Origin of the sequence: Peptacetobacter sp. AB800 (assembly GCF_047807365.1) — a bacterium.
In the GTDB taxonomy this organism is placed as follows: Bacteria; Bacillota; Clostridia; order Peptostreptococcales; family Peptostreptococcaceae; genus Peptacetobacter.
On record NZ_JBLOUI010000009.1, the window covers coordinates 1 to 26,452 of the forward strand.

General features: G+C 30.5%; 24 protein-coding genes. 20 read left to right on the forward strand and 4 right to left on the reverse strand.

The window, feature by feature from the left end; genetic code table 11:
* Window positions 1-127: 127 nt before the first annotated feature.
* Complete coding sequence (locus ACK2WN_RS04525) at window positions 128-280, reverse strand: hypothetical protein (RefSeq protein WP_329999940.1); 153 nt, start codon at window positions 278-280, stop codon at window positions 128-130.
* Window positions 281-335: 55 nt separating this feature from the next.
* Between ACK2WN_RS04525 and ACK2WN_RS04530 the strand changes: the two genes are divergently transcribed.
* From ACK2WN_RS04530 to ACK2WN_RS04560, 7 genes are all read left to right on the forward strand, one after another.
* Complete coding sequence (locus ACK2WN_RS04530; RefSeq protein ID WP_416154940.1) at window positions 336-836, forward strand: GyrI-like domain-containing protein; 501 nt, start codon at window positions 336-338, stop codon at window positions 834-836.
* A gap of 83 nt (window positions 837-919) precedes the next feature.
* Entirely contained in the window at window positions 920-2,221 is a 1,302-nt protein-coding gene (locus tag ACK2WN_RS04535) for an RsmF rRNA methyltransferase first C-terminal domain-containing protein (protein ID WP_416154941.1), read from the forward strand.
* Between the two features lie 103 nt (window positions 2,222-2,324).
* Window positions 2,325-2,981: a signal peptidase I gene (gene lepB, locus ACK2WN_RS04540; RefSeq protein WP_329999935.1), complete on the forward strand. Its 657-nt coding sequence runs from the start codon at window positions 2,325-2,327 to the stop codon at window positions 2,979-2,981.
* 18 nt (window positions 2,982-2,999) lie between these two features.
* Window positions 3,000-3,794, forward strand: coding sequence for an endonuclease (locus tag ACK2WN_RS04545; protein ID WP_416154942.1), 795 nt, complete (start codon window positions 3,000-3,002; stop codon window positions 3,792-3,794).
* 40 nt (window positions 3,795-3,834) lie between these two features.
* Window positions 3,835-5,496, forward strand: coding sequence for a nucleoside kinase (locus ACK2WN_RS04550; RefSeq protein ID WP_300531581.1), 1,662 nt, complete (start codon window positions 3,835-3,837; stop codon window positions 5,494-5,496).
* Window positions 5,497-5,591: 95 nt separating this feature from the next.
* On the forward strand, window positions 5,592-6,143 hold the full coding sequence (locus ACK2WN_RS04555) for a helix-turn-helix domain-containing protein (RefSeq protein ID WP_329999930.1): 552 nt from the start codon (window positions 5,592-5,594) through the stop codon (window positions 6,141-6,143).
* A gap of 152 nt (window positions 6,144-6,295) precedes the next feature.
* A complete protein-coding gene (locus ACK2WN_RS04560) occupies window positions 6,296-7,123 on the forward strand; it encodes a deoxyribonuclease IV (protein ID WP_416154943.1) in 828 nt (275 codons plus the stop codon).
* 136 nt (window positions 7,124-7,259) lie between these two features.
* Here ACK2WN_RS04560 and ACK2WN_RS04565 read toward each other — a convergent pair whose 3' ends face one another.
* On the reverse strand, window positions 7,260-7,676 hold the full coding sequence (locus ACK2WN_RS04565; protein WP_270839726.1) for a RusA family crossover junction endodeoxyribonuclease: 417 nt from the start codon (window positions 7,674-7,676) through the stop codon (window positions 7,260-7,262).
* A 110-nt stretch (window positions 7,677-7,786) separates the two neighbouring features.
* Between ACK2WN_RS04565 and queG the strand changes: the two genes are divergently transcribed.
* The 5 genes from queG to ACK2WN_RS04590 all read left to right on the forward strand — a co-directional run bounded on the left by queG (window position 7,787) and on the right by ACK2WN_RS04590 (window position 11,848).
* Window positions 7,787-8,749: a tRNA epoxyqueuosine(34) reductase QueG gene (gene queG / locus ACK2WN_RS04570; RefSeq protein WP_300531483.1), complete on the forward strand. Its 963-nt coding sequence runs from the start codon at window positions 7,787-7,789 to the stop codon at window positions 8,747-8,749.
* Window positions 8,749-9,390 (forward strand): endonuclease III, encoded by a 642-nt coding sequence (gene nth, locus ACK2WN_RS04575; RefSeq protein ID WP_118548588.1) that lies wholly within the window; start codon window positions 8,749-8,751, stop codon window positions 9,388-9,390. Before queG ends, nth begins: the two co-directional genes overlap by 1 nt.
* An 85-nt stretch (window positions 9,391-9,475) precedes the next feature.
* Window positions 9,476-9,946, forward strand: a complete 471-nt coding sequence (locus tag ACK2WN_RS04580) for a tRNA (cytidine(34)-2'-O)-methyltransferase (RefSeq protein ID WP_118548589.1) — start codon at window positions 9,476-9,478, stop codon at window positions 9,944-9,946.
* A 20-nt stretch (window positions 9,947-9,966) separates the two neighbouring features.
* Window positions 9,967-10,812, forward strand: coding sequence for a DegV family protein (locus tag ACK2WN_RS04585; protein WP_300531488.1), 846 nt, complete (start codon window positions 9,967-9,969; stop codon window positions 10,810-10,812).
* A 25-nt stretch (window positions 10,813-10,837) separates the two neighbouring features.
* Complete coding sequence (locus tag ACK2WN_RS04590) at window positions 10,838-11,848, forward strand: BMP family ABC transporter substrate-binding protein (RefSeq protein ID WP_300531491.1); 1,011 nt, start codon at window positions 10,838-10,840, stop codon at window positions 11,846-11,848.
* Between the two features lie 1,505 nt (window positions 11,849-13,353).
* Here ACK2WN_RS04590 and ACK2WN_RS04595 read toward each other — a convergent pair.
* On the reverse strand, window positions 13,354-14,814 hold the full coding sequence (locus tag ACK2WN_RS04595) for an aminoacyl-histidine dipeptidase (protein ID WP_416154944.1): 1,461 nt from the start codon (window positions 14,812-14,814) through the stop codon (window positions 13,354-13,356).
* 299 nt (window positions 14,815-15,113) lie between these two features.
* Between ACK2WN_RS04595 and ACK2WN_RS04600 the strand changes: the two genes are divergently transcribed.
* From ACK2WN_RS04600 to ACK2WN_RS04615, 4 genes are all read left to right on the forward strand, one after another.
* Window positions 15,114-17,495, forward strand: a complete 2,382-nt coding sequence (locus ACK2WN_RS04600) for an endonuclease MutS2 (protein WP_416154945.1) — start codon at window positions 15,114-15,116, stop codon at window positions 17,493-17,495.
* A gap of 308 nt (window positions 17,496-17,803) precedes the next feature.
* Complete coding sequence (locus ACK2WN_RS04605) at window positions 17,804-18,259, forward strand: DUF523 domain-containing protein (protein WP_416154946.1); 456 nt, start codon at window positions 17,804-17,806, stop codon at window positions 18,257-18,259.
* A gap of 180 nt (window positions 18,260-18,439) precedes the next feature.
* On the forward strand, window positions 18,440-20,137 hold the full coding sequence (argS, locus tag ACK2WN_RS04610) for an arginine--tRNA ligase (protein WP_416154947.1): 1,698 nt from the start codon (window positions 18,440-18,442) through the stop codon (window positions 20,135-20,137).
* Between the two features lie 79 nt (window positions 20,138-20,216).
* On the forward strand, window positions 20,217-21,143 hold the full coding sequence (locus ACK2WN_RS04615) for a hypothetical protein (RefSeq protein ID WP_416154948.1): 927 nt from the start codon (window positions 20,217-20,219) through the stop codon (window positions 21,141-21,143).
* Between the two features lie 6 nt (window positions 21,144-21,149).
* Here the strand turns inward: ACK2WN_RS04615 and ACK2WN_RS04620 are convergent, their stop codons facing one another.
* A complete protein-coding gene (locus ACK2WN_RS04620; protein ID WP_006440669.1) occupies window positions 21,150-21,353 on the reverse strand; it encodes a hypothetical protein in 204 nt (67 codons plus the stop codon).
* 171 nt (window positions 21,354-21,524) lie between these two features.
* Here ACK2WN_RS04620 and ACK2WN_RS04625 point away from each other — a divergent pair, with 171 nt between their 5' ends.
* The 4 genes from ACK2WN_RS04625 (at window position 21,525) to ACK2WN_RS04640 (ending at window position 26,382) form a co-directional block, all read left to right on the forward strand.
* Window positions 21,525-23,279 carry a B12-binding domain-containing radical SAM protein gene (locus ACK2WN_RS04625; RefSeq protein ID WP_300530868.1) on the forward strand — a complete coding sequence of 585 codons (1,755 nt, stop codon included), beginning with the start codon at window positions 21,525-21,527 and terminating at the stop codon, window positions 23,277-23,279.
* Between the two features lie 32 nt (window positions 23,280-23,311).
* Window positions 23,312-24,457 (forward strand): tetratricopeptide repeat protein, encoded by a 1,146-nt coding sequence (locus ACK2WN_RS04630; RefSeq protein ID WP_300530865.1) that lies wholly within the window; start codon window positions 23,312-23,314, stop codon window positions 24,455-24,457.
* Between the two features lie 308 nt (window positions 24,458-24,765).
* On the forward strand, window positions 24,766-25,440 hold the full coding sequence (locus ACK2WN_RS04635) for a hypothetical protein (protein ID WP_329999454.1): 675 nt from the start codon (window positions 24,766-24,768) through the stop codon (window positions 25,438-25,440).
* 36 nt (window positions 25,441-25,476) lie between these two features.
* Window positions 25,477-26,382 (forward strand): bifunctional enoyl-CoA hydratase/phosphate acetyltransferase, encoded by a 906-nt coding sequence (locus ACK2WN_RS04640; protein ID WP_416154949.1) that lies wholly within the window; start codon window positions 25,477-25,479, stop codon window positions 26,380-26,382.
* The last annotated feature ends 70 nt before the right edge of the window (window positions 26,383-26,452 follow it).

Sequence of the window (26,452 nt, forward strand, 5' to 3'; positions counted from 1 at the left end):
TTCACTAAAAGAGGATTAATAAGTTGCTTAGATTATTATATGAAATTGAACCGCGGAGTGCCGAACGGCACGCTCCGTGGTGTGAGAGGGGCTACAAGTTAGCCCCTACTTGATAATCCTATCTATTTTATAAATTGAAGTCGTAAATGAAGAACTTCATATCTGCCATCTGTCCATCAACCTCTACTTTTTCTCTTTTTTCTCCTCTTCTAGTCATACCATTGTGTTCATAGAATCCGAAGTTGCAAGTTGTATCAGTGAATAAGTAGAAATCATTCATACCATCAGATTTCATATATTTATTGAATAGAAGAAAAGAAGTACTTGAGGATAAATTGCAGAAATTGAGTAAGTGTGATGAGGTAAGAAATAAAAACTATATAAAAGTTGTTGAGTGTGAGGAAGAAAAATTTTTCTACACACCTTTTAAGTTTGAGGACGACGATTTAAAGCAGCTTATATCACATATAAAAGATGTTTGGACTGTTGACGAATACTGCAAAGGAATAGGAAGTTTTGTTTCGGTTGAAAAGATACAAAGAGGAGAATTTGAGGAATATGATGGTTTATTTATAGAAATGTTAGATGATATAGATTCTGATAATATGATAATAAAGCCAAAGGGAAAATATATTTGTGCGTATCATATGGGAGATTGGGATACTCTACCTAAATTTTATGGTGAAATTGTAAAATACGCAGAAGAAAATAATCTAACACTTGTCGGATATTCTTTTGAGATAGGCATGAATGATTTTGCTATTTCAGATATGAAGGATTATATTACTCAAATTATGATAAGAGTTGAAGAAAATAACATCAATAGTGTAAAATAAATTATTGGAATTAAAGAGATGATAAATTCTAAATAAAGGTTAGAATGATAAATTTTATAATATAAAAATAGAGAGGAAAAAAGATGAATTTACCAGAAAGATTTTTAAATGATGTTAAGGAGCTTTTAGGAGATGAGTTTGAAGATTTTATAAAAAGCTACGAGCAGAAAAAAACTACTGCTATAAGAGTAAATACAATGAAAATGGAAAAAGATAGATTAAAAGAGCTTTTAGATTGTAATACAGAGGATATTCCATGGGCAGAAGAAGGGCTTTATTACGATGAAGATGAATACAAACCAGGGAGAAATCCACTTCATGATGCAGGAGCATACTACTTACAGGAGCCTTCTGCAATGAGCGTTGTACCAAAGGCTGATATACAAGAAGGAGACAGAATTCTTGATATGTGTGCTGCACCTGGAGGAAAATCTACATATATATTATCAAAGTTAAATAATACAGGGCTTTTAGTATCTAATGAGATAAATGCGACTAGAATAAAGGCACTTGGAGAAAATCTTGAGAGATTTGGAGCAGCCAATGCAATAATAACTAATACAGATTCTAAGGGATTGTTAAAAGTATTTGAAGGTTATTTTGATAAAGTTATAATAGATGCACCTTGTTCTGGAGAAGGTATGTTTAGAAAAGATCAGGTTGCAATCGACGATTGGAGCTATGCAAAGGTAATAGAATGTAGAGATATTCAGCATGAAATAATTAGAGATGGATATAAAATGCTTAAAAATGGAGGAACTTTAGTCTATTCAACTTGTACTTTTGCAAAGGAAGAGGACGAAGATATAATAGACGGATTTGCAGAAGAATTTGAAAATGCAGAGGTTGTATTAAAGGAAAGATTATGGCCACATAAGGTAAAAGGAGAAGGACACTTTGTAGCTAAGATAATAAAACACGACGAAGAGGATTGCAGTGTAAAACCAGCGAAATTCAAAAGATTGGATAAAGAGCTAAAAGACTTTAGAGATTTTGAAAAAAAATTCTTAAACATAAAACTAGATGGAGACTTCTTTATAAGAGGAGAAAATTTATATCTAATGCCTAAAGATTCTCCAGATACTAAGAAGATAAAATTATTAAGACAGGGATTACATCTTGGTGAGTTAAAGAAAAATAGATTTGAGCCTTCTCACGCATTAGCTCACTATCTTAAAAAAGAAGATGTTAAAAACTTTGCTGATTTTAAATTCGACTCAGATGAGATAAAAGCTTATATGAGTGGTGATGTAATTAATACAGGAGAGTCTAGAGGATGGATAATTGTAGGGGTTGAAGGTGTTTCTCTAGGTTGGGGAAAAGAGTCTGGAGGAGTTATAAAAAATAGATATCCTAAAGGACTTAGAAGAAAAATTCAACTTTAGAAAAATGAAAGACGAAATTATAAAAAAGTGATATAGTATAAGTATGTTTTGAAGACAACTGATATTTTCAAAGCGTATTTATATTTATTTGTTATGATTGGAGATGAAGCTTTTGAGTAAAAAAGATAAAAACGAAAATAAAAAAGCAGAAAAAGAGAATAAAGGAGCTTTTTCTGTAGTAAAAGAATGGGTTGGAATAATAGTAACAGCCCTTATAATAGCAGGTGTAGTAGTTCAGTTTGTTAGACCTACAAGAGTTGATGGAGAATCAATGCTTTCTACACTTCAGGATAGAGATTATCTAATAGTAAATACTATAAAATATAAAATAGGAGATCCAAAGAGAGGGGATATTATAATATTTGACACAGATATGCCTATTGATGGATACTCAGATTTGTCTGTGGAAACAAGAAACCCACTTAGAAGAGCTATGGACTTTATTCTTCACGATGACAGCAGAGGTAAAGACCTTGTAAAAAGGGTAATAGGTGTTGGTGGAGACCATGTACAGATATCTAACGGAGAAGTTAGAGTAAATGGTGAAGTAATAGATGAGCCTTATTTAGATGAAGGAATGTACACAGAAGGAGATGTCGATGTTGTAGTTCCTGAAGGAAAGGTATTCGCAATGGGAGATAATAGAGTAAATAGCTTAGATAGTAGATTCCCAGAAGTTGGATTAATAGACGAAAAAGATATAATGGGCCATGTTATGCTTAGACTATTCCCAATGTCTAGCTTTGGCTTTGTAGATTAATTTTAAGGAATTAGAAAAATGAGAATAGGTGTAGCTTGTTTATACTATGAAATAGAAAAAACTCTAGAGATTATAGAGCGAAATAGAGATTTTATCAATCATTTAGAAATAGGGATAGACACAGTTGCTCAAATTAACAAGGTAGCTCCTTTTATCGACAAGATAGAGGAGCTTGGCTTGTCTATTGGAGTACATTTGGCTATGGAGATAAATACATGTGAGGAAATAGAGTGTATTAGAATCTCTTGGGCAAAATTCTGTGTTGATATGTGTAGAGGTGTTGAATTTTTAAAACCAGTATATTTAAATTTGCATATGGGATATGCTATGAAGAATAGATATTTAAATAATAAAAAGAGATATCTAAATAATTCTGTGGATTTCTTTTTTAAACTAGAAGAAAATTTGCAAAGGTTATCAAGAGTTCCTGTGATAACTGTGGAAAACTCATACAGTTTAAATGGTGGAGATTTGATGAATACAGGGATATCCACAGGAGAATTTGAGTATATTTTTGAAAATACAAATAAAATAAGGGCAAAAGTTGATATGCCTTACTTTTGCTTTGATACAGGGCACTGTATTTTAAGTGGAGATGACTATTCTACTCTTAAAGAATATACAAAGGTTGTTCATATTAGTGATTGCAGCGGTGAAGTAGACGATCATGTTGAAATTTTCTCCGGTAGACTTACAGGGGAAGAGCTGCAAGCAGCAATAGATATGAGTCCAGATTACGCAGTAATAGAGGTTAAATCAGAGTATTTGGAGAATAGTATAACTAGGGTTAAAGAATTTTTTAAAATAATATAACAATAAGTAAGTGTTAAATAAACAATTTGGGAGGTTTGAGATGGGAGTAATAGAAGTTAAAGTTGACGGAAAAATTGAAAAATTTGAAAGAAAAAATAGAGATTATTTACTTCTTTCTGAAATAGCAGATGAGTTTAATGAAGCACATGATGGAGTTGTAACTGCAGCGATAAAAGGGAAATCTCTTTGTGATTTATACGAAAAAGTATACAACGGTGAAGAGGTAGAGCTTTTAGATTTTTATAATGAAGATGGAGCTAGAGTGTACTTTAGAGGTCTTTCTTTTGTATTTATAACAGCTTGCAGAAAACTTTATGAAAAAATGGAAGTTACAGTAGAGCACTCTTTATCAAATGGTGTCTACTATAGTATGGATATAGGTAGAGAACTTACAGATAAAGATATAGAAGATATAAAAAATAAAATGAGAAATATAGTAGCTGAAGATTGTCCGATTAAAAAGGTTGTAATGGATAAATTGGATGCTGGACAGATTTTTAGAATACTTAGTAGAGAAGATAAAGCAGAACTTATAGAAAATAAGGATGAAGAGAATGCAAAAATATATGTGTGTGAAGGTTATATAGATCATTTTTATGGGATGATGCCACCTTCTACAAAATATATGGATGTATTTGATGTAGTTAAATACAAAAAAGGTGTTGTTCTTATGGGGCCATCAGAAGATGATGCACTAGTTCCAGAGAAGTTTATAGATCAGCCTAAGCTATCAAATATTTACGATGAGTCTGAAGATTGGGCGGCAAAATTAGGTGTAATGAATGTAATAGATTTAAATAGAATAATTGAATCTGGAGAGTCAGGAGATGTTATAAGAACTGTTGAAGCACTTCATGAGAAGAAGATTTCTCAGATTGCCGATATGATAAAAGAAAGAAACAGTAGAGTTATTTTAATAGCAGCTCCTTCATCATCAGGTAAGACAAGTTTTGCACACAGACTTTCTATACAGATGAGGGTTAGTGGAGTAAAATCTAGAGCAATTTCTTTAGATGATTACTTTATAGAAAGAGAGCATACACCTCGTAAGGCAGATGGTTCTTATGACTATGAATCTATAAATGCTATAGATGTTGAAAAATTCAATGAAGACATGAACACGCTTTTAAGTGGTGGAGAAATTGAGATAATAAGATACGATTTTAAAACTGGTAAGAGAGTGTTTACTGGAGAGATGATGTCTATTGGAGAAAATGAATCTATAATAATCGAGGGAATACATGGACTAAATCCTAAATTAACTGCTCATATAGATGATAGTAAAAAATTTAGAATATATATAAGTGCATTAACTCAGATAAATCTTGATTCTCACAACAGAATACCTACAACAGATTTAAGACTTATAAGAAGAATTGTAAGGGACTCTAATTTTAGAGGATATAGTGCAGAAGATACTATAAAAAGTTGGAAGAATGTAAGAGAGGGAGAAAAAGAGAATATATTCCCTTATCAAGAAGAGGCAGATGCTATGTTTAATTCAGCGTGTGTATACGAAATTTCAGTATTAAAGAAATATGTAGAGCCACTTTTAAAGGAAGTAGATCCAGAAAGTATAGAATATATTGAGGCAGCAAGAATACTTAGCTTTATACAATACTTTGCTACGATAGAGGATGTTTCTGATATACCATCAACATCTATTGTCAGAGAATTTATTGGAGGAAGCAAAATAGTTTAATGACATAAAATTTTTTTTTGACAATATAAGGATTGGTAATATATAATTGAGAGTAGTATGATTTATATTAAAAAATTTTTTTAGGAGAGAAAATTATGAAAGAGGTAATGGTTTTAAGAGATTTAGAATGTATAAAAGCTGTGGCGCATCCAAAAAGAATAGAAATATTAAACCAGTTCAAAAATTCTCCACTATCTGCTAAACAATTGTCAGAAATTTTAGAAGAACCTCATGCAAAAATAAACTACCATATAAAGATGCTTTATAAGGTGGGGATATTAGATTTAGTAGAGGAAAAAATAAAATCAGGAATAGTTGAAAAATACTATTATCCAACAGCTAAAAGTATAGAGATAGGGAAGAATGTTTTTAATTTTTCATTAGCAGGAAAAATTGAAGGAGAAACTGATGAGTTCTATGTAAATAAGTTTGAAGATGTTAGCGAAGCGTTTTTCAATGCTGCTGAAGCTGGAAAATTAAGTGGATCTAATATAGAAGATTTCCACAATGTAGAATTATCAAAAGAAGAAGCTGAAGAAATAAAAGAAACTCTTCGTGCAAAATTAGAGGAAATATCAGCTAGAGAAAACAGAGATGCTGATAGAGAACGTTACGAAGTAGCTTTTGTTTCTATACCAGAAAAATAGAAATTATGATATGTAAGATATAACAAGGGATATCTAGTTAATTTGTGGTTAATTAGAATCCCTTATTTTTTTGTTTTGGTTATTATATAATTTTTAGGGTATAAGAATGTATATGAAATTACGAAATTTATAATTTATTAGGAGGATTATTTATGTTTACTATAGGTGCACATGTTTCAATACCAAAAGGTTTTAAAAAGGCAGCTCAGATTTCTGTGGATATAGGAGCAAATACGTTCCAGTTTTTCAGTAGAAATCCAAGAGGTGGAAATGCAAAAGAATTTAATGAAAAGGATATGGATGCGTTTCAGAAGATTAGAGAGGAAAATAATTTTGGAAAATTATTAGCACATGCTCCATATACTATGAATTTAGCAGCTGCAAATGAAGATACTTATGAATTTGCAAAGATGGTTATTAGAGAAGATGTTAAGAGAATGGATTCAATAGGTGTTGAGTACATTTGTTTCCATCCAGGAAGCCATGTAGGTGGTGGAGTTGAAGAAGGTACTAGAAAGATAATAGAAGGGCTTAATCAGGCTATAACTGGAGATGAGAATATAACTGTACTTCTTGAAACTATGTCTGGAAAAGGTACTGAGATAGGAAGAAGTTTTGAGGAGATAAGAGCTATAATAGACGGCGTTGAGCATAATGAAAGAATAGGTGTATGTATGGATACATGTCATATATTCTCTGCTGGATACGATATAGTTAATGATTTAGATGGTGTTTTAGATGAGTTTGATAGAGTGATTGGTCTTGATAGATTAAAGACTATACATTTGAATGATAGTATGATGCCTTTTGGAAAGCATAAGGATAGACATGCTGGTATAGGTGAAGGAGAGATTGGGATGAAGGCTCTTTTAGAGGTTGTTAATCATCCTAAATTAAGAGATATTCCATTCTTCTTGGAAACTCCTTATGATGATGAGGGACATGGAAGAGAAATTGCAATGCTAAAAGAAAATAGATAATATAAATAAAGATTAAAACACTAAAAAATTATTACGACATCTTATTGAATTATCTATTTTCTTATATTGAAATTTCTACATAAAGAAAAGTTTTTTAGAATAAAATAATTACAATCTAATTGTCAAAAATTATAGCTTATTTTTCGTTATCTTTTTTTACTATGTTATATTCTATAGCATATTCTGATGCGGGGTATAGTTCTATTTCTACTCTAGGGTTTTCTTTGTCTATGAAGTCAAATAGCATTACAGGTTTTAGTTGTTTGTCGTTTTTTATTATTCCGCTTTTTTCTAGTCCGTCACAGATGCTTTTTGGATAGTTGTGAAGATCCCCCATTTTTTTGTTTGGGAAGTATAGTTTCATGACTGTTATTAGGTTTTCTTCTATTTGTTCACCTTGATATTGTTGGTTTACGTATCCTGCAATCATGTTTTCGTAAGCTAGATATTTTGAATATTTACCTTTTGCTGGCATCCAAGCCTGTCCATTTACGTTATGTAGTTTGAAATTAGACTTACTTATTGGTCTACCAGGTATTACCAGTTTTATCATAATTTACCACCTTTTTTTAATTTGTGTTATCATATTAATAATAACATTATACTTTTTTAGTGATGTTAAATCAAATTGAATGTTTCTGAAGTAAAAAGGAGGAGGCATTTTTGTTAATTAAGGATGATTTTGAAGGTAGAGAGTTAAAATCAAGAAACGAGATTGTAAAGTCAATTTTTTTAGAGTATGGAGTGGATTATTGTGGAATTGCTCCAGTAAAATTTGGAAATGAGATTAGAGATATTTTGCAGAAGAGAGCAGATGAGAATCATCTTAGCGGTATGGAAGAGAGTGATATAGATAAAAGGCTTGATGCTACTTTGATAATGGAGGATGCAAAGTCGATAATAGTTGCAGCTTTTCCTTATTACTGTGGGGATGTAAATGACTCTAATATTTCTTGTTATTGTAGAGGATACGATTATCATTTAGTAATTAGGGGTATAATGAACAGTATCTGTGAAAAAATACAGGAAAAATTTTCGAATGGGGAAAATGATACACAGGAAAATTCTATAAAAACAGAGATATTTGTAGATAATGGTCCGCTTGTTGACAGGTATTTGGCCTATATTTCAGGGATAGGATTTTGGGGGATGAATGGTAGTATAATAACTGATAAATATGGATCATATGTATTTATTGGTTATATTGTTACAAACTTAGATATAGAAAAAGATGTTCCTTTGGAAAAGACCTGCTTAAAATGCGGAAAATGTATAAAGAGCTGTCCAGGAAATGCACTTCTTGAAGGCTATGATATGGATGCTAAAAAATGTATTTCTTATATAACCCAAAAGAAAGGCGAGCTTAGTGACGATGAAAAGAATATAATCAAGGAAAATAAAATTATTTTTGGATGTGATATGTGTCAAAAGGTATGTCCTCATAATAAGAATATTGAAATGACAAATATTGAAGAATTTAAAAATGATTTAATTGAAAAGCTTGATTTAGAGGAGATAAATCGGATATCAAATAAAGAATTTAAAAGAAGATATTATAATAGAGCATTTTCTTGGAGAGGAAAGGGAATTATAAAGAGAAATCTTGAGATATTGGAGGAAGATTAATGGGAAAAAGTAGTGAAGAGATAAAAGAAATTTTAGATTTATTAGAGATTCAGTATCCTGATGCTGAGTGTGAATTGCATTATACGACGCCTTTTGAATTGTTAGTTGCGACAATTCTTTCTGCTCAGTGTACAGATGTCAGAGTAAATAAGGTAACAGATGAAATGTTTAAAGTTTGCAATACACCGAAACAGTTTGCAGATCTTTCTGAGGAAGAAATAGGAGAGATGATAAAAACTTGTGGGCTTTACAAAAGTAAGGCTAAAAAAATAAAGATGACATCAGAAATTTTATACAACGATTACAACTCAGAGGTTCCAGACTCATTAGAAGAACTAGTAAAGCTTCCAGGTGTAGGAAGAAAAACTGCGGGAGTTGTTTTAAGTAATGCATTTGGGCATCCTGCGATTCCAGTAGATACTCATGTTTTTAGAATAGTAAATAGAATAGGAATTGTCGAAACTTCTACTCCTGAAAAAACAGAATTTGAACTTATGAAAGTTCTTCCTAAAGAAAGATGGTCAAAAGCACATCATTTATTTATCTTTTTAGGAAGAAGAATGTGTAAGGCTAGAAAGCCAGAATGTACCGACTGCCCGATAAAAAAGCATTGTAATTATTTTTTAGAGATAGTAAAATAAAAGACTGAGAATACTTTATAATGAGGAATACTATTGAATAAAATAAATGCTTTATAGGAATAGTATATATGTAGGAGGAAGATAGATGGCAATTAATATAGTTTTAGTTGAGCCTGAAATACCACATAATACAGGCAATATAATAAGAACATGTGCAGTTACAGGTGCAAAATTACACCTTGTAAAACCATTAGGATTTGAATTAACAGATAAACATCTTAAAAGATGTGGTCTTGATTATTGGGATATAGCAGATGTTAAGATATATGAAAACTTTGAAGAACTAGAAGCTCAGAATCCAGATGCACAGTATGTTTTAGGGACAAGTAAGGTCAAAAGAACTCATACTGATGTAGAATATAAAGATGGATGTTTTCTTGTTTTTGGAAGCGAAACAAAAGGTTTATCTAAAGAAATAATAGAAAGACATATAGAGGATTGTGCAAGAATCCCTATGCTTGATTTAGAAAGAGCTAGATGTTTAAACCTTTCTAATGCTGTTGCAGTTATGACATACGAAGCGCTTAGACAGCTAGATTACCCAGGAATGAGATAATAAACAGGAGGAGAATGGATATGAGTAAAATTAAAATAATATGCGATAGTCTTTGTGATTTAGACAAAAGCATAGTTGAAAAAAATGATATAGAAATGATACCACTAACTGTGATAATCGGGGAAAAAGAATACAGAGATGGTATAGATATTTCAAAAGATGATTTTTATAAAATGTTAAGAAATGAAAATGTATATCCAAAAACATCTCAGGTAACTTATGGACAGTTTAAAGAAGTGTTTGGTAAATACAATTCAGAAGATACTAGCATATTATATATAGCTGCATCTTCTTCAGCAACTGGAACTTGCCAGAGTGCAATAATGGCAAAAAATGATATGTCAGGAGATATAAGAGTTTTCGATTCTCAGCAGGTTTGCTACGGTATAGCTAGATACGTTATAGAGGCAATAAAATTAAGAGATGAAGGAAAAACTATAGATGAGATATTAGAAGCACTTGAAGCTATGAAAGAAAAAGTATTTGTAATGTTCTGCACAGATACACTTGAATACCTTCAGAAAGGTGGAAGAATTTCTTCTACTAAAGCAGCTATAGGAAATATATTAAATATTAAACCTATATTATACGTTAAAGATGGTTTAGTATCACAGTTATCTCAGGTTAGAGGTAAAAGAAATTTAGTATCTAAAATGGTAGAATTAACAAAGGACAAATGTGGAGATCTTTCAGGACAGACTGCATATGTGGGATATACTGATAATGATGAGGATGAAATAAAGAAATTTATGGATTGTGTAAAAGAAGAACTTCATCCGGATAATATAGAGTTATTCCAGATAGGAACAGGAATAGGAACTCATTCAGGTCCTGGAGCAATGGGAATTATTTGCCTAAAGAAATAGAATAATTATTTTTAGGGAGGATAAGATGAGGTTAAAAAAATTTATAATTTCATCTCTTTCGGCTGTTATGATTGCTACTAGCCTTGGTGGTTGTAGTATGATTAATAAAGAAAAGGAAAAAGAGGAGCCAGTATCGGATTTAGTAAATGTAACTCTTTTGACTGATGCAGAAGGTGGAGCAGGGGAAACACTTATTTCATCAGCAAGAGCAGGTCTTGAAGAAGCTGAATCTGGTCTTGGTATAGATGGAAGATTTATAAAATGTTCAAGTAAAGACGATATAAAGAGTAATATAGAGGTTCTTGTAAAGGGAGGAAAAACTTCTCTAATAATAGGAGCAGGACCTAGATTTGAAAATATAATAAGTGTATACGCTAAAAAATATCCTAATCAGGATTTTGCATTAATAGATGCTACAGTTGATGGAGATATGCCTAAGAATTTAACTAGCATAACATTTGATGATGAAAGATCTGGGTTTATAGCTGGATTTATAGCAGGAAAGATGACTGCTAAAAATAAAGTGGGATATATAAGTGGAACAAGTGGAAGTAGTGAAAAAGCGTATAGACAAGGTTTTGAAAAAGGTCTAAAAAAAGCCAATGATAAAAATCCAGAAATTATATCTAGAAATGTAAATATATATGAATCTTATGAGGATGCAAAAAATGCATTTGTGGATGTAGAATATTATGGAGCAGATATATTATTTGCACCTACAGAGGATGATTCAAAGGCAGCTATAGATTCAATTAATAGCAATTATTCAAAAATTATAGCCGTTAATAAAGATCAGTACCATTATTCTAAAGATAAGGTGGTTGCATCTATAACAAAAAGCTATTCAAAGGCTGTTTATGATTTATGTGCCATGGTATACGATGGGGGAGATTCTTTTAAAGGTGGAAAAAATACTCAATATGGTGTAGCTGAAAAAGCAATAGCTTTAGCTCCATCTACAGAAAATACAGTTCCACCGGATGTACTTAGCTCATTGAGCAAGGCATTAAAAGAAGAATACTCTTCAGGAAACTAGAAAAATCAAAAAATAGAAAGATTTTTAAAAAAAGTTTCAAAAATGATAAAAAAATAACTTTAAAAACTATATAAAAAAACTTTTATGTGTAAAAAAAGGCAAGGTATTTATAAAAATATCTTGCCTTTTTTGATGAATTATGTTATATAAGTTTAAAAAGAAAGAATTAAAAAAAGATTCTGAAAACTAATTGACAACTTGCAAAATGGAGTGTATAATCTAATTAAAGAAAAAGATAAAAACACTTTTTCAAAAACAAAACTAAATCTAATAAAAAGATTAAGTTAATTGGAAGATTTGGATAGAATCCAAAAATAAGAAAAAAGAAAGTGGTGGGTCCAATGAAAATATAAAGAATATATATCAGTAAATTGAATTATAAGATACTTAATTATATATTTAAAATATATAAAAGTATATAAAGTAAAAATGGATGGCAATCAATATACAGATATATAATACAAAATAAAAAAATCTATTCTCTAAACATTAAAGCAATTAAACTTCATCCAGCAAAAAGTAGTAACGGAAATAAAACCTCCGAGAAAAAGTAGTTCAAAGTTACATTAATCGCATTATAATCTAATATAATAAAAAATATAAACTAAAATAATTTGCAAAAAGGTTAATTAAAACTATTAATTAATTATAAAATCTAAAAAGGACAGGTAACAAAAATGGTAAAGAAAAACGGTGATACATTATAGACACCATCTCTAGAAGGTCAAAGAAAATTGGCAAAGATGGTGTCTATAATTTTTTTTGTTTATAAAGAGATTTATTAGTTTTTTGTTGGATCAAATTAATTGATATAAGATTTTTGGAGCAGGATAAATTAGTTGAAATAGCGAAACAAAAAAATAAAATAAATTCAAAAAATATTCTGAAAAATAGTTGACAACTTGCAAAACTGGGAGTATAATTTAATTAAACAAAAAGATAAAAGATTTTTAAAATAAATCTAAATCAAAAAATAGCTAAAGTAGCAAATATAAAAAGAAAGTGGTGAGTCCAATGAAAAGTTAAGAATTAAACAAAAACATCCAGCATAGAGTTTACATTAGCCATTACAAATTAAAACCTCCAATATTACAAAATTAAAAAAGCACTACAAAGAAGTTAAAACTAAAGGGTAAAGCAAGTGAATCTTAAAAAAGATTCGTTATATACTAACAAATGTTATAAAAAATAACATATTGATTAAATAGATAAAATCATCTAAACAGAAAAAAATATAAGCGAATTTAATTAGATGATATAAAAAATAATATTACAATTAAAATTAATATAGATTGTGGAAAAGGAAAGGTAAAAAATATGATAATAAAGAAAAACGGTGACATATTATAGACACCATCTCATAAGCAAAAGCTGAAAGAGATGGTGTCTATTTTTTTATTTTTTGAAAGAATACAAGTATAGGATAATAAAAAAGAGATTGAATCTTAAAGAAACAATCTCTTTCAGTCTATTATTTATTCAGTTTTAAGTTGTACTATTTAATTTTAGTACTGGTTCATAGATTCTAATACATCTAGAACGAATTCGTAGCAGTTTTTAGTTGATGGTATGCTTAAATGTTCTTTTTCAGAGTGAACATCGAACATATCTGGTCCTATAGATATAGCTTCTACACCTTCCATTTTGTCAAGAAGAAGACCACATTCAAGTCCTGCATGTATAGCTATTATTTTTGGTTCATTGCCAGTTAATTTTTTCCAAGAAGTTGTACATATTTTTTCTATAGTTGAGTGAGGAATTACTTCCCAAGCTGGGTATCCTGCTATTATTTCGAATTTGCATCCTAAAGAAGCTGCAAGTAATTCAACTCTCTTAGCTATTTCTTCTTTTATAGATTCTTTAGCACTTCTTATAGAGAAAGTAACTTTAATCTGATCTCCAACGTTTTCAACTATAGCCATATTAGTTGAACTTTCTGGAAGAGAAGTATCAAGAGATCCATCTTCATTAACTGTGTAAGAATTAACACCATGTGGTAATAAAGTTAATAATGTTAATAGTTTTGTTTTGAATTCATCAGTGTAAACTTTTTCAACTGAAACATCTTCAAATACTAAGTTCATGTGAGGTTCAGAAACTGCGAATTCAGCTCTCATTTTGTTGTATAATGCTTCTAATTCAGCTTTAACAGCATCAACATCTTCTACTAATATAACAGCTTCTGCGTGATTTGGTATAGCATTATGCATAGTACCACCAGTTAAGTCCGCTAAATCGAAATCAACTGAAAGCTGAGTTAACATTCTTACAACTAATTTAGTTGCATTAGCTCTCTGTAACTGTATTTCCTGTCCTGAATGTCCACCAAGTAAATCAGTAACAGAGAATTTTACTGCTTTTTTGCAGCTACAAGCTTCTTTATATTCTTTGTCTAAAGTTAGAAGTGGAGTTTTACCACCAGCACATCCTATAGTGAAGAATCCTTCTTCTTCAGAGTCTATATTTAAAAGATATTTACCTTTTAATAAAGAAGTATCTAGTGCATAAGCACCGTCCATTCCACTTTCTTCGTTTATTGTGAATACAGCTTCTAATGCTGGGTGTTTTAAAGTATTGTCTTCTAATATAGCTAAAGACATAGCTATTGCTATACCGTCATCAGCACCAAGAGTAGTGTTGTTAGCGTATATCATGTCATCAACTATTTTCATTTCTATTGGATCAGTGTCGAAGTTATGGTTAGATCCTTTTCCTTTAACTGGAACCATATCCATGTGTCCCTGAAGTATAACTGTTGGGCAGTTTTCATATCCTTCAGTAGCTGGTTTTCTGATTATTATGTTACCAACTTTATCCTGGATAGTTTCTAATCCTAATTTTTCACCGAATTCTTTTAACCAGTTACTAACTGCTTCTTCATGATATGAAGCTCTTGGTATCTGGTTCATTGCTTCGAAGTTTTCGAAAACTCTTTTTGGTTCTAAGTGTCCTAATACATTTGACATTTGTAAAATCCTCCTGAATAAAATAATAATAAATAAAAGTGCTTTTGTATTATACAAATTTTGTATGTTTATGTATAATATTAAATAGCTACATTAACAGTATAATACAAAAATAAAAAAAAAACATTGGAAAACGTCAAATTTATATTGAAATCTGAAAATTTTTTAAAAAAGAAAAAACGATTTTCTCAATATGTCCTAAAATTCAACGTTTTATAAATAAATATAAATTATATTAAATTTAATTGATAAAAAATTTTGATTAATAAATTTAAAAAATTTTAGAAAGAGGGGGAAATATGGATAATAAATCATTTAGAGTTCTTGAGTTTGATAAAATAATAGAAATTTTAAAAACAAAAGCATCGTCATCTTTAGGACTTCATAAAATAGAAAATTTAGAACCAAGTTCTGATTTTGAAGAAGTACAGTATAGATTGCAAGAAACTACAGAGGCACAGTCTATTTTAATAAAGAGAGGACATGTAAACTTAGGTGGGATACACGATGTTTTAGATAAGGTAAAGAGAGCGGAAATAGGAGCATCGCTTGATCCAGGAAGTTTATTAATGGTTGCTGATACGTTGAGAGCAGCTAGAGTATTATCTAATAGCTTATCTGGAGATGGGGAAGAAGAGGATTTTAACTATCCTATAATACAATCACTTGCTACATCTCTTTACATACATAGAGAAATAGAAGACGCAATATACAATGCAATAGTTAGTGAAATAGAGATAGCAGATAGTGCATCTTCTACACTTAGGGATATAAGAAGAAAAATCGTACAAAAAAATCAGTCTATAAGATCAAAACTAAACACTATAATATCTTCAGCTACATACCAGAAATACTTACAGGATAGTATTATTTCTATGAGAGGAGATAGATTTGTTGTACCTGTAAAAGCAGAATACAGATCTGTTGTTGCAGGTATAGTACACGACCAGTCATCATCTGGAGCAACGCTATTTATAGAGCCTATGAGTATAGTTGAGATGAACAACGAACTTAGAAAGTTAAAATTAGATGAACAGGAAGAAATAGAAAGAATTCTTGCTGAATTATCTAAGATGATAGGTGAAATAGCTAGAGAAATAATATCAAATCAAGAAATACTAGAAAAAATAGACTTTATATTTGCAAAAGGTAAACTTTCATTAGAAATGAAGGGGATAGATCCAAAGCTTAATAAGGATAAAAGCTTTGTAATAAAAAATGGACGTCATCCATTGCTAGATCCTAAAAAAGTTGTTGCAAATACAATATATCTTGGAGATGAATTCCACACATTAGTTATAACAGGACCAAATACAGGTGGTAAAACAGTAACTATTAAAACTGTAGGTTTATTTGCACTTATGACACAGAGTGGTCTACATATACCTGCTGATTTTGGAAGTAGTATGTGTGTATACGACAATATATTTGCAGATATAGGTGATGAACAGAGTATAGAACAGAGTTTATCTACATTCTCATCTCATATGACTAGAATTGTATCTATATTAGATAAGGTTACAGAAGATTCTTTAGTAATATTTGACGAACTTGGAGCAGGAACAGATCCAGTAGAAGGTGCAGCACTTGCAATAGCAATACTAGAAGATGTTCGGATGGCAGGAGCAAAATGTATAGCTACTACTCATTACAGTGAACTTAAAAACTATGCCCTTACTAAAAAAGGTGTTGAAAATGCTGCGGTTGAGTTTGATGTTGAAACATTAAGTCCTACATATAGACTTCTTATAGGAGTGCCAGGAAAATCTAATGCCTTTGAAATATCGAAAAAATTAGGGCTTAGCGAATTTGTTATAAATAGAGCTAAAGAATTTATAAATACAGAAAATATAGAACTTGAAGACCTTCTTCAGAATGTAGAAAAGAATAGAATAAAAGCAGAAGAAGATAGAGCAGAAGCTGAAAAATTAAAAACTGAAATACAGATGATAAGAGATGCTGAGGCTGAAAAACTAGAAAAACTAACTAATCAGAAAGAAAAGATGATGGAAAGAGCTAGAAGTGAGGCATTCTCTATAACAAGACAGGCGAAAGAAGAAGTAGACGAAATAATAAAACGTCTTAGAGAATTAGAGCAAGAAAGAGCATCTAAAGAAAAGAATAGACAGATTGAACAGCTTAGAAAAGAATTGACGGATTCAATGGGAAGTTTACAGCCTACTGTTAAAAGTATGATAGTGCCTAAAGTAGCTTCAAAAGAAATTAAAAATTTAAAAGCTGGTGAAGATGTAAAAGTAATTACACTTAATCAGGAAGGTACAGTTGTTTCAGCTGATGATAAAAAGAAAGAAGCTGTTGTTCAGATTGGTATAATGAAGATGACATTGCCATACAAATCTCTTCAGAGAATTAAAAATCAGCAACAGGCTACAGTTACTAAGAAAACTAGAAGTGTAATAAAGGCAAAATCAGGAAGAGTAAAAGGAGAAGTTGATTTAAGAGGAATGAATCTTGAAGAGGCAACTCTTGAACTTGAAAAGTATCTTGATGATGCTACAGTTGCAGGTTTAGAACAGGTGACTGTAATACATGGTGTTGGGACTGGAGTATTAAAGACAGGACTTCAGGATGTTCTTAAAAAGAATAAACATGTAAAGAAAAAAAGACCGGGTGGATACGGTGAAGGTGGCGTAGGTGTCACAATTGTAACATTAAAATAATATATTCAAAGAAAAAGGTGAGGTTCATCAAACGCGCCAGGCTTCGACGATTTTTTTAAATCTCGGACGTTGTTCGAGGCTAATGTAAAAATAGTCTGTAGATTGTTGCTGTTTGATTGAACCCCACCTTTTTTCTATGTAATAAAATTATTTTAATGGTACGAAATTGTTACATAAAATTATAAACATACTTTTTAAAGGTTTAATAGTAAAATATTTTGGGACAAGAGTGTGTAGATAAATGTATAATTAGTATATGAGAGAGATATTATTTTATTAGTTTTAATATAGATTAGGAGGATGAGGTTATGATAGTTGTTTCAGCTTGTTTAGTTGGAGAAAATTGCAAGTACAGTGGTGGAAATAATAGAAATGATGCGGTTTTAGGTTATTTAGAAGGAAAGGAATATATAACAATTTGTCCAGAGTGCACAGGAGGTCTTTCTACTCCAAGAGAGCCTGCAGAGATAATAGGTGGAGAAGGAAAAGATGTAATAGATGGAAATTGTAAGGTTATATCTAGAGTGGGAGTAGATGTTACAAAAGAGTATATGAAGGGTGCTCAGATTAGTTTAGATGAGGCTAAGAAAAACAATGTTGAGTTAGCGATATTGAAAGAAGGAAGTCCTTCTTGTGGTGTTAATAAGATACACAATGGTGAGTTTAAAGGAATAAAGAAAGTTGGGAAAGGTGTAACTGCAGCATTATTTGAAATGAACGGAATAAGAGCTATTAGCGAGAAAGATTTAGAACAGAAAAGATAAAAATAAATGAAAATAAAAAATGATATATTAAATTGTCTAAACACCTTGAAAAATAGTTGAAATTGTTTTAACATAGAGAGATAAGTGTAAGTATGTAAAATCGAAAAAATATGATTTTTGTACGGAAAATATAAAGAAAATTAATAATATATAAAGAAAATATTTGAGGAGGAAGAAATAATGGATTTTAAATTAGAAGTAGCTTCTGCTTTAAAGGAACAGATAGAAGACCTTACTTTAGAAGAAATACAGAGCTATATAGAAATACCACCTAATAAAGAAATGGGAGATTATGCATTCCCTTGTTTTAAATTAGCTAAAATATTTAGAAAAGCTCCAAATATGATAGCTGAAGATATAGCAGGAAAGATAGAACCAAAAGGATCTATATCAAAAGTTGTTCAGTTAGGAGGATATGTGAACTTCTTCGTTGACAAATCAAAATTAGCTGAAACAGTTATAAATAAAGTTCTTACTGAAAAAGAAAACTACGGTAAAAGTGAATTAGGAAAAGGTAAAACTGTTGTAGTTGACTTCTCTTCTCCTAACATAGCAAAACCATTCCATATAGGACATATAAGAACTACAGTTATAGGTAATGCACTATACAAAATATACAATTCTCAGGGATACAATATGGTTAGAATAAACCATCTTGGTGACTACGGAACACAGTTCGGTAAATTAATAGTAGCATTCAAATTATGGGGAGATAAAGAAACAGTAGAAAGCAACCCAATACCAGAATTATTAAAATTATACGTAAGATTCCACGATGAAGCTGAAGTACATCCAGAAATGGAAGATGAAGCTAGAGCATGGTTTACAAAACTAGAAAACGGTGATGAAGAAGCTAAAGCTTTATGGCAGTGGTTCAGAGATGAAAGTTTAAAAGAATTCTCAAGAGTTTACGACCTTTTAGACATAGAATTCGACTCATACGCAGGAGAAAGTTTCTATTCAGATAAAATGGATAGAGTAATAGATTTAATAAAAGAAAAAGGATTACTAGAAGAATCTGAAGGAACAAATATAGTAAATCTTGATGCATATAATTTAACTCCAGCTCTTATAACTAAAAAAGACGGTTCAACATTATATATGACAAGAGATTTAGCAGCTGCTATATACAGAAAAGAAACTTATGATTTCGACAAATGTTTATATGTAGTTGGTTCTCAGCAGGCACTTCACTTCCAGCAGTTATTCAAAGTACTAGAACTTATGGGATACGAATGGTCTAAAGACCTTGTTCACGTTCCATTTGGTATGGTTGCTCTTGAAAGTGGAACAATGTCTACTAGAAAAGGTAGAGTAGTATTCCTTGAAGACGTTTTAAAACAGGCAATAGAAAAAACTAAAGATATAATACTTACTAAGAATCCTAACGCTGAAAATGTTGATGAAATAGCTAAACAGGTAGGTGTAGGTGCAGTAGTATTCCAGGAATTATCAAACAGCAGAATAAAAGACTACACATTCTCTTGGGATAAAACACTTAGCTTTGATGGAGAAACTGGACCTTATGTACAGTACACTCACGCTAGATGTTGTGCAGTATTAAGAAAAGCTAACGAAGAGGTTACTTCTGATATAGATTACAGCCTACTTTCTGATGAAGGAAGCTCAGAAGTTCTAAAAGTTATAGAATCATTCAACAAATGTATACTTGCATCAATGAAGAAAAATGAGCCTCATATAGTAACAAGATTTGTACTAGATCTTGCTCAGGCATTCAATAAATTCTATCATGACAACCCAATACTTGTAGATGATGCGGAATTAAGAAAAGCAAGACTTGCTCTTGTTGAAGCTACAAGACAGTCAATAGAAAATGGTCTTGCATTATTAGGAATGCACGCACCACATAAAATGTAGTTTTTAGATTTAAAGTAGTTTAGAGTAAAGAGAGAGGTTTATTTTTATAAGCCTCTTTTTTTAAATTAGAGGTGAAATTATGGAAAATCAAATAGATAGTATTGTAAAAAATGCCTATATAAGTGCGTTTGATACAGATAGTGATATAATAAAAATGTTGATGCTTGTAAATACAAAATGTTTGATAGATGATTTTAAGCAGAGATATTTATTTGTAGATAATAACAGACTTAGAGATGAGCTTAGATATTATAAGTTTTATGGAGCTGAGTACAATGGTGAAAATCTTTTAAATATTTTTCTTCCGGTAATATTGGGAAATAATGCTGGAGAAAAATGTGATAAAGAGCTTGTTGAGCTTGTAAAAAAATATGTAATGTATTTTAAGATTGAAAATAAATATAGTGAATATTTAATTGCAACGTTGATTTACAGTGAATTAATTCATAATTTATTAAAAAATCCATCTATTGAGTATGATGAGATAATGGACATGATAAAAGAAAGAGTGATTTCTTTAAATATAGATATGGAAAAATCTGATGTTGTAAAATTCCAGATGTACAGAATTGGTCTTATAAAAACTATAGATGAGTATAAAGATGGAAAAAGAGATTCTAGTGATGATATATGCTCAGGATTACTTGATGCTATTTTTGATATATATGTAGAGGATAGAGAGGAAAAGTCTGATATAGATTCAATAAAAAAAGTCCTATTCTCGCTATTAGGTCAAAAGATTTCAACGGAAATAGAGAATATAGACTTTGTGGATTCCATGGCTGAATATACTGTAAAACTTAAAAAATATAAAATTAATAAAAAAGAGTATCATGCTAAGGCAAATCCTCTGGAAATTATTTCGTTAAATGAGGGTGATTCGATTCAAGACCCTATATTAAACAAGCTTACAGTAAAATCAAAGATTATAAATGGAAATTTATTAAAAATAAATGTGCAAGCTAAATCAGGAGAGTACTGCTTTAGATTTGCTAAAAAATCTTAATTAGAATTATTCTGATTTAGATTCGATATAAGAAAGAAATTCTTCTTCAGTTGTTTCAGTAAGGAAACAAAGCTCTTTTACAAGATTATTTCTAAGATCGCCAAATACATTTAGTTTAGTATTTTCGTTAGTGTATTCAAGGGCTTTTATTATAAGAAGAAGATCTTGAACAGATAAATCATTAAGTGAGACTTTTTCGAATTTTTCCATGATAGCTATCCTTTCTGTCAAAATAGACGATTATAATATATTACCTACAATTATTATAATAATAAAATAAAGAACAAAATACAAGGAAAGAAGAGAATGTTGCAATATTAAACTGAAATAGATGAAAATATTGCAAAAATAAATATAAAAAGAATTTTGGAGGGTGATTTTTTGAAGATATTACTTACAACCCTTAACTCTAAATTTATACACACAAATTTAGCGATAAGATATTTAAAAGAATTTGCAAAAGACGTGCAGGAAACAGAAATAAGAGAGTATACGATAAATAATCAAGCTGATTATATTTTAAAAGATATATACAAAGGTGGCTACGATGCTGTATTTTTCTCAGTATATATTTGGAATGTTGTAGATATAATGAGCCTTTGTGAAAATTTAAAAAAGGTTATGCCTAATTTAATAATAGGTTTAGGTGGACCTGAGGTTAGTTACGACAGCGAAAATTTAATGAAAGAAAATAAATTCATAGATTATATTTTATACGGCGAAGGTGAGGTTACATTTAGAGATGTTTGCCTTATGTTAAACGGCAAAATGAATGCAGCTGATATAAAAGGTCTTGTTTGGAGAGATGGTGATAAGGTTGTTGTCAATGAAGAAAGACCTTATCTACAGGATTTAGATTTAATACCAAGTCCATACGACAATATGGATCCTAAAGAATACGAAAATAGAATAGTTTACTATGAATCTTCAAGAGGATGTCCATTTAACTGTCAGTACTGCCTATCTTCAGCTATAAAAGGACTTAGATACTTTAGTTTAGATAGGGTTAAAAAAGATTTAAAAAATCTTATAGATGCTAGAGTTGCTCAGATAAAATTTATAGATAGAACTTTCAATGCTAAGAAAAAAACTGCTATGGATATAATGAAATTCCTTATGGAAAACGATAATGGGTTTACAACATACCATTTTGAGGTAACTGCTCATTTAATTGATGATGAGATGTTGGAGTTCTTAAAAGATTGTAAACCAGGATTATTCCAGTTTGAAATAGGTGTTCAGTCTACAGACCAAAATGTACTTGAGGCGTGTGGAAGAAAAGACGACTTTGTAAAATTATCTAAAGTTGTAAAACAGATAGAATCTTATAAAAATATACATCAGCACTTAGATTTAATAGCAGGGTTACCTTATGAAGGGTATAAAGGATTTGAAAAATCTTTCAATGATGTATATAACTTAGGAATAGAGCAACTTCAGTTAGGATTTTTAAAGATGATAAAGGGAACTGGAATAAGAAAAACTGCAGATATGCATGGATTTGAATATAAATCATATCCACCATATGAAGTATTATCAAATAAATATATTTCTTATGGGGAAATATTAAAACTAAAAGATATCGAGGAAATGGTTGAAAGATACTACAACTCAGGAAACTTTAGAATGTCTATGGAATTTATTGTAAAGAGATATTATAGAGAATCTCCATTTAAATTCTATGAAGAATTTGCAGAGTATCACGATTCAAATGGATATTTTGATGCAGGTCAGGGAAAAAATCAGAACTACAAAATTTTATTAGATTTCTATGAAGAAAAAATTGGAGAGGATATAGAATTGTTTAGAGATATTCTAAAATACGATTATGTATCTCTTGGAAAAACTAGCAATGTACCGGATTTCTTTGTTAGAAATTATCCTGAGGACTTTAAAAATAGATGTCATGTATTCCTTCAGGATGACGAAAATGTTAAGAAGTATATTCCAAAACACTTCAATACCCCAGCTAAAATGATAATAAAATATGTACAGTTTGAGCCATTTAGATACGATGTAGAGGCTTTAAAAGAAAATATTATGATAAATCCTGAAAAGATTGACAATATAGTTATGTTCGATTATGATATTTCAAAGATATTTGAAAAATCTCTATCATATAGAGTAGAAATTTAGTTGAATATACAAAAAAGGAAAGGTGAATAAATATGAAATATAAAATAGAAAAATACCTTCTTAAAAAGACAGATGAGCTTGCTTTTATAACTCTGAAAGCAGACGGAGATTTTAAGATAAAAGGATATGATATTCCTGCAGAAGGGCTTGATGTTCCAATAAAAAATGAGGTCCTTGTAAAAGGAATAAAAGACAAAACTGCTCAGGAAAGTTTAAACTCTATGTCTATAGCAGACGCGATGATTTATATAATGGGGATAGATTCTACATTTAAATACAATGAAGAATATGATAAATTTATCGAAGCACTTGCTAAAGGATTAGATTTAGACTTAAAAGCATATATGGGATATATGTCTAATAAATACTTTGAAATAGGTGAATACACAGATTCATTAATATATATGAAATCATTAGTAAATAAATATCCAGAAGATGTAAATGGACTATATCACTATGCTATAATTTGTCAGCAGATAGCAGAACAGTACAAAAAAGACGAGGATGCAAAAGCGGTAAATGACTTTTTACTTGATGCACTTGATAAATTAGAAAGAATAATAAATATAGATCCAAAATTTGGTCCAGCTTACTATCAGTTAGGTTACCATTATTACAACCAGGATCAGTATATAAAATCTAAATTAACTTGGGAAGAAGCTTTAAAATTAGACTTAGATGATGATATAATAGCCGAAATTCAGGATAATTTAGGTAAGATGGACTACAAAGTTCAGTATGAAGAAGGATATACTCTAGTTCTTTCTGGAAAATGCGAAGAAGGTTTAGAAAAACTTCTTCCATTAGAAGATGAATTCCCAGATTGGTGGAACTTATTATTTATGATAGCACTTGGATATAAAGGTATGGCTGATATTGAAAATGCCCAGAAATACTTTGAAAAGATACTAGTGTTAAGACCAACTCAGGTGGATACACTTGTTGAAATGGGACTTTTAGAAGCTCAGAAATACAATCTTGAAGGAGCTATAGAATACTTTGAAAAGGCTGCTAAGCTTAGAAAAGAAGATCCAGAGATACTTTGTAATCTAGGAATGGCATATTTCAATAATGGAAATATGGATGATGCAGCTTATTACATAGAAAGAGCTTATGAACTTGATCCAATGGATGAGGTTACAAATGCTTGTTTAAGAGAATTAAATAAATATAGATAAAAATCGTGAGAATAAAAAATAACTATACTCGTTTCCTGGCTTCAGATACGGCTTAGCCTACGCCTGCAGATAGTCAACGAGTTATAGTTATTTTTTTATTCTCATTTTTTATTTATATTTATTGTTAATTCTCTCAAACAAGCATTTTGTATAATGAGAGTAGGAAATATTTATAAGTTTTGAAAATATTTAATCATTTTTGAGTCTTAGAAATAAATTATGTGATATTTTTTCTTGTAATTTACTTATTTATGAAAAAGTTATAAACTTATATTAGTAGAATTTTTTTTAGGGAGAGGGTCGAGATTTTGGAAAAGATTAAGAAGAGTGAGAGAGTGAGTTTGTTTAGACTAATTAGATTGTTTGCAGGATTTTTTATAGGTGCTACAGGTACGGTATTTATGATAAATGCAAATATCGGAGTTGCACCATGGGATGTGTTGCATATAGGTATTTCAGAAATGTTTGGAATTACTATAGGTCAGGCATCTATTATGGTTTCTCTGTTGGTTATAATTTTGGACCAGATATCTGGAGAGTATATTGGGTGGGGAACTGTTTTAAATATGATATTCTTTGGATTGTTCATAGATTTAATAATGTATATGGACTTTGTTCCACATACTAATGGATTTTTAATGAGTGTTTCTATGGTGATAATAGGTCTTACACTGCTTTCTATATGTATGTGGTGGTATATAGGTGCTGGAATGGGTTCGGGGCCGAGAGATGGTATGATGCTTTTATTCCATAGAAGAACAGGAAAACCTATTGGACTTATAAGAAGTTGTATAGAGGTAATAGTATTAATTATAGGGTACTTCCTTGGAGGACCTGTTGGAGTAGGAACTCTTTTGAGTGCATTTGGAATGGGAGTTGTTATGCGGATTGTATTTAGAATAGTTAATTTCGATGCAAAAGAAGTAAAACATCAGTATATAGAGTGTTTAATATCTAAGGATAAAAGAGAGAATATAGGATAAAATATTTATTATAAAAATTACATCTGGAGGTGGAGTATGATAAAAAAATTAGACGATATTTTCGATGAGCTAAAATCTTGTGATAAAAAAGCTGTTCTTTCTGTAGCTGCTGCACATGATGAGGAAGTTTTACTAGCTGTTAAAGATGCTTGTGATATGAATATAATTAAAGCTATTCTTATCGGTGAAGAAGAAAAGATTAGAAAAATAGCTAGTGAAATTAATTTTGATTTAAGTGACGTAGAAGTCATAAATGAAAGTGATTTAAAACTATGTGCTGAAAAAGCTGTAAAATTGGTATCATCTGGTAAAGCTGACTACGTTATGAAAGGTCTGTTAGATACTTCTATAATATTAAAAGAAGTATTAAATAAAGAATATGGACTTAGAACAGATAGCTTACTAAGTCATGTTATGATTTATGAAGTTCCTTCTTATCATAAACTTTTGATACTAACTGATGGAGGAATGAATATAGATCCAGATGTATCTCAGAAAAAGAAAATTGCAGATAATGCTATAAAAGCTGCAAAATCTCTAGGAATAGAAAATGTAAAAGTTGCTTGTCTAGCAGCTAAGGAGAAAGTAAATCCTAAAATGCAGGCAACATTAGATGCAGACGAACTGAAATCTATGTGTAAGGATGGAATGTTCGGAAATGGGGTTGTTGTTGAAGGGCCAATAGCATTTGACTTAGCTGTTTCTAAAGAAGCATGTAAAATAAAAGGATATGAAAGTGAAGTAGGTGGAGATGCTGATATTCTACTTGTTCCAACTATAGAAACAGGTAATGGAATAGGTAAAGCACTTACATATATGGCAAATGCAAAGTCTGCAGGTATAATAATGGGAGCAAAAGCACCAATTGTACTAGTTTCAAGAGCTGATACACATGAGTCAAAACTATACTCTATAGCATATGGAGCTATAGCTGCAAAATAGAACAACAATAATAAAAAAGACGCGATTAAATATAATAATAAGAATGATTATAAAAAAATACTTGAAATTA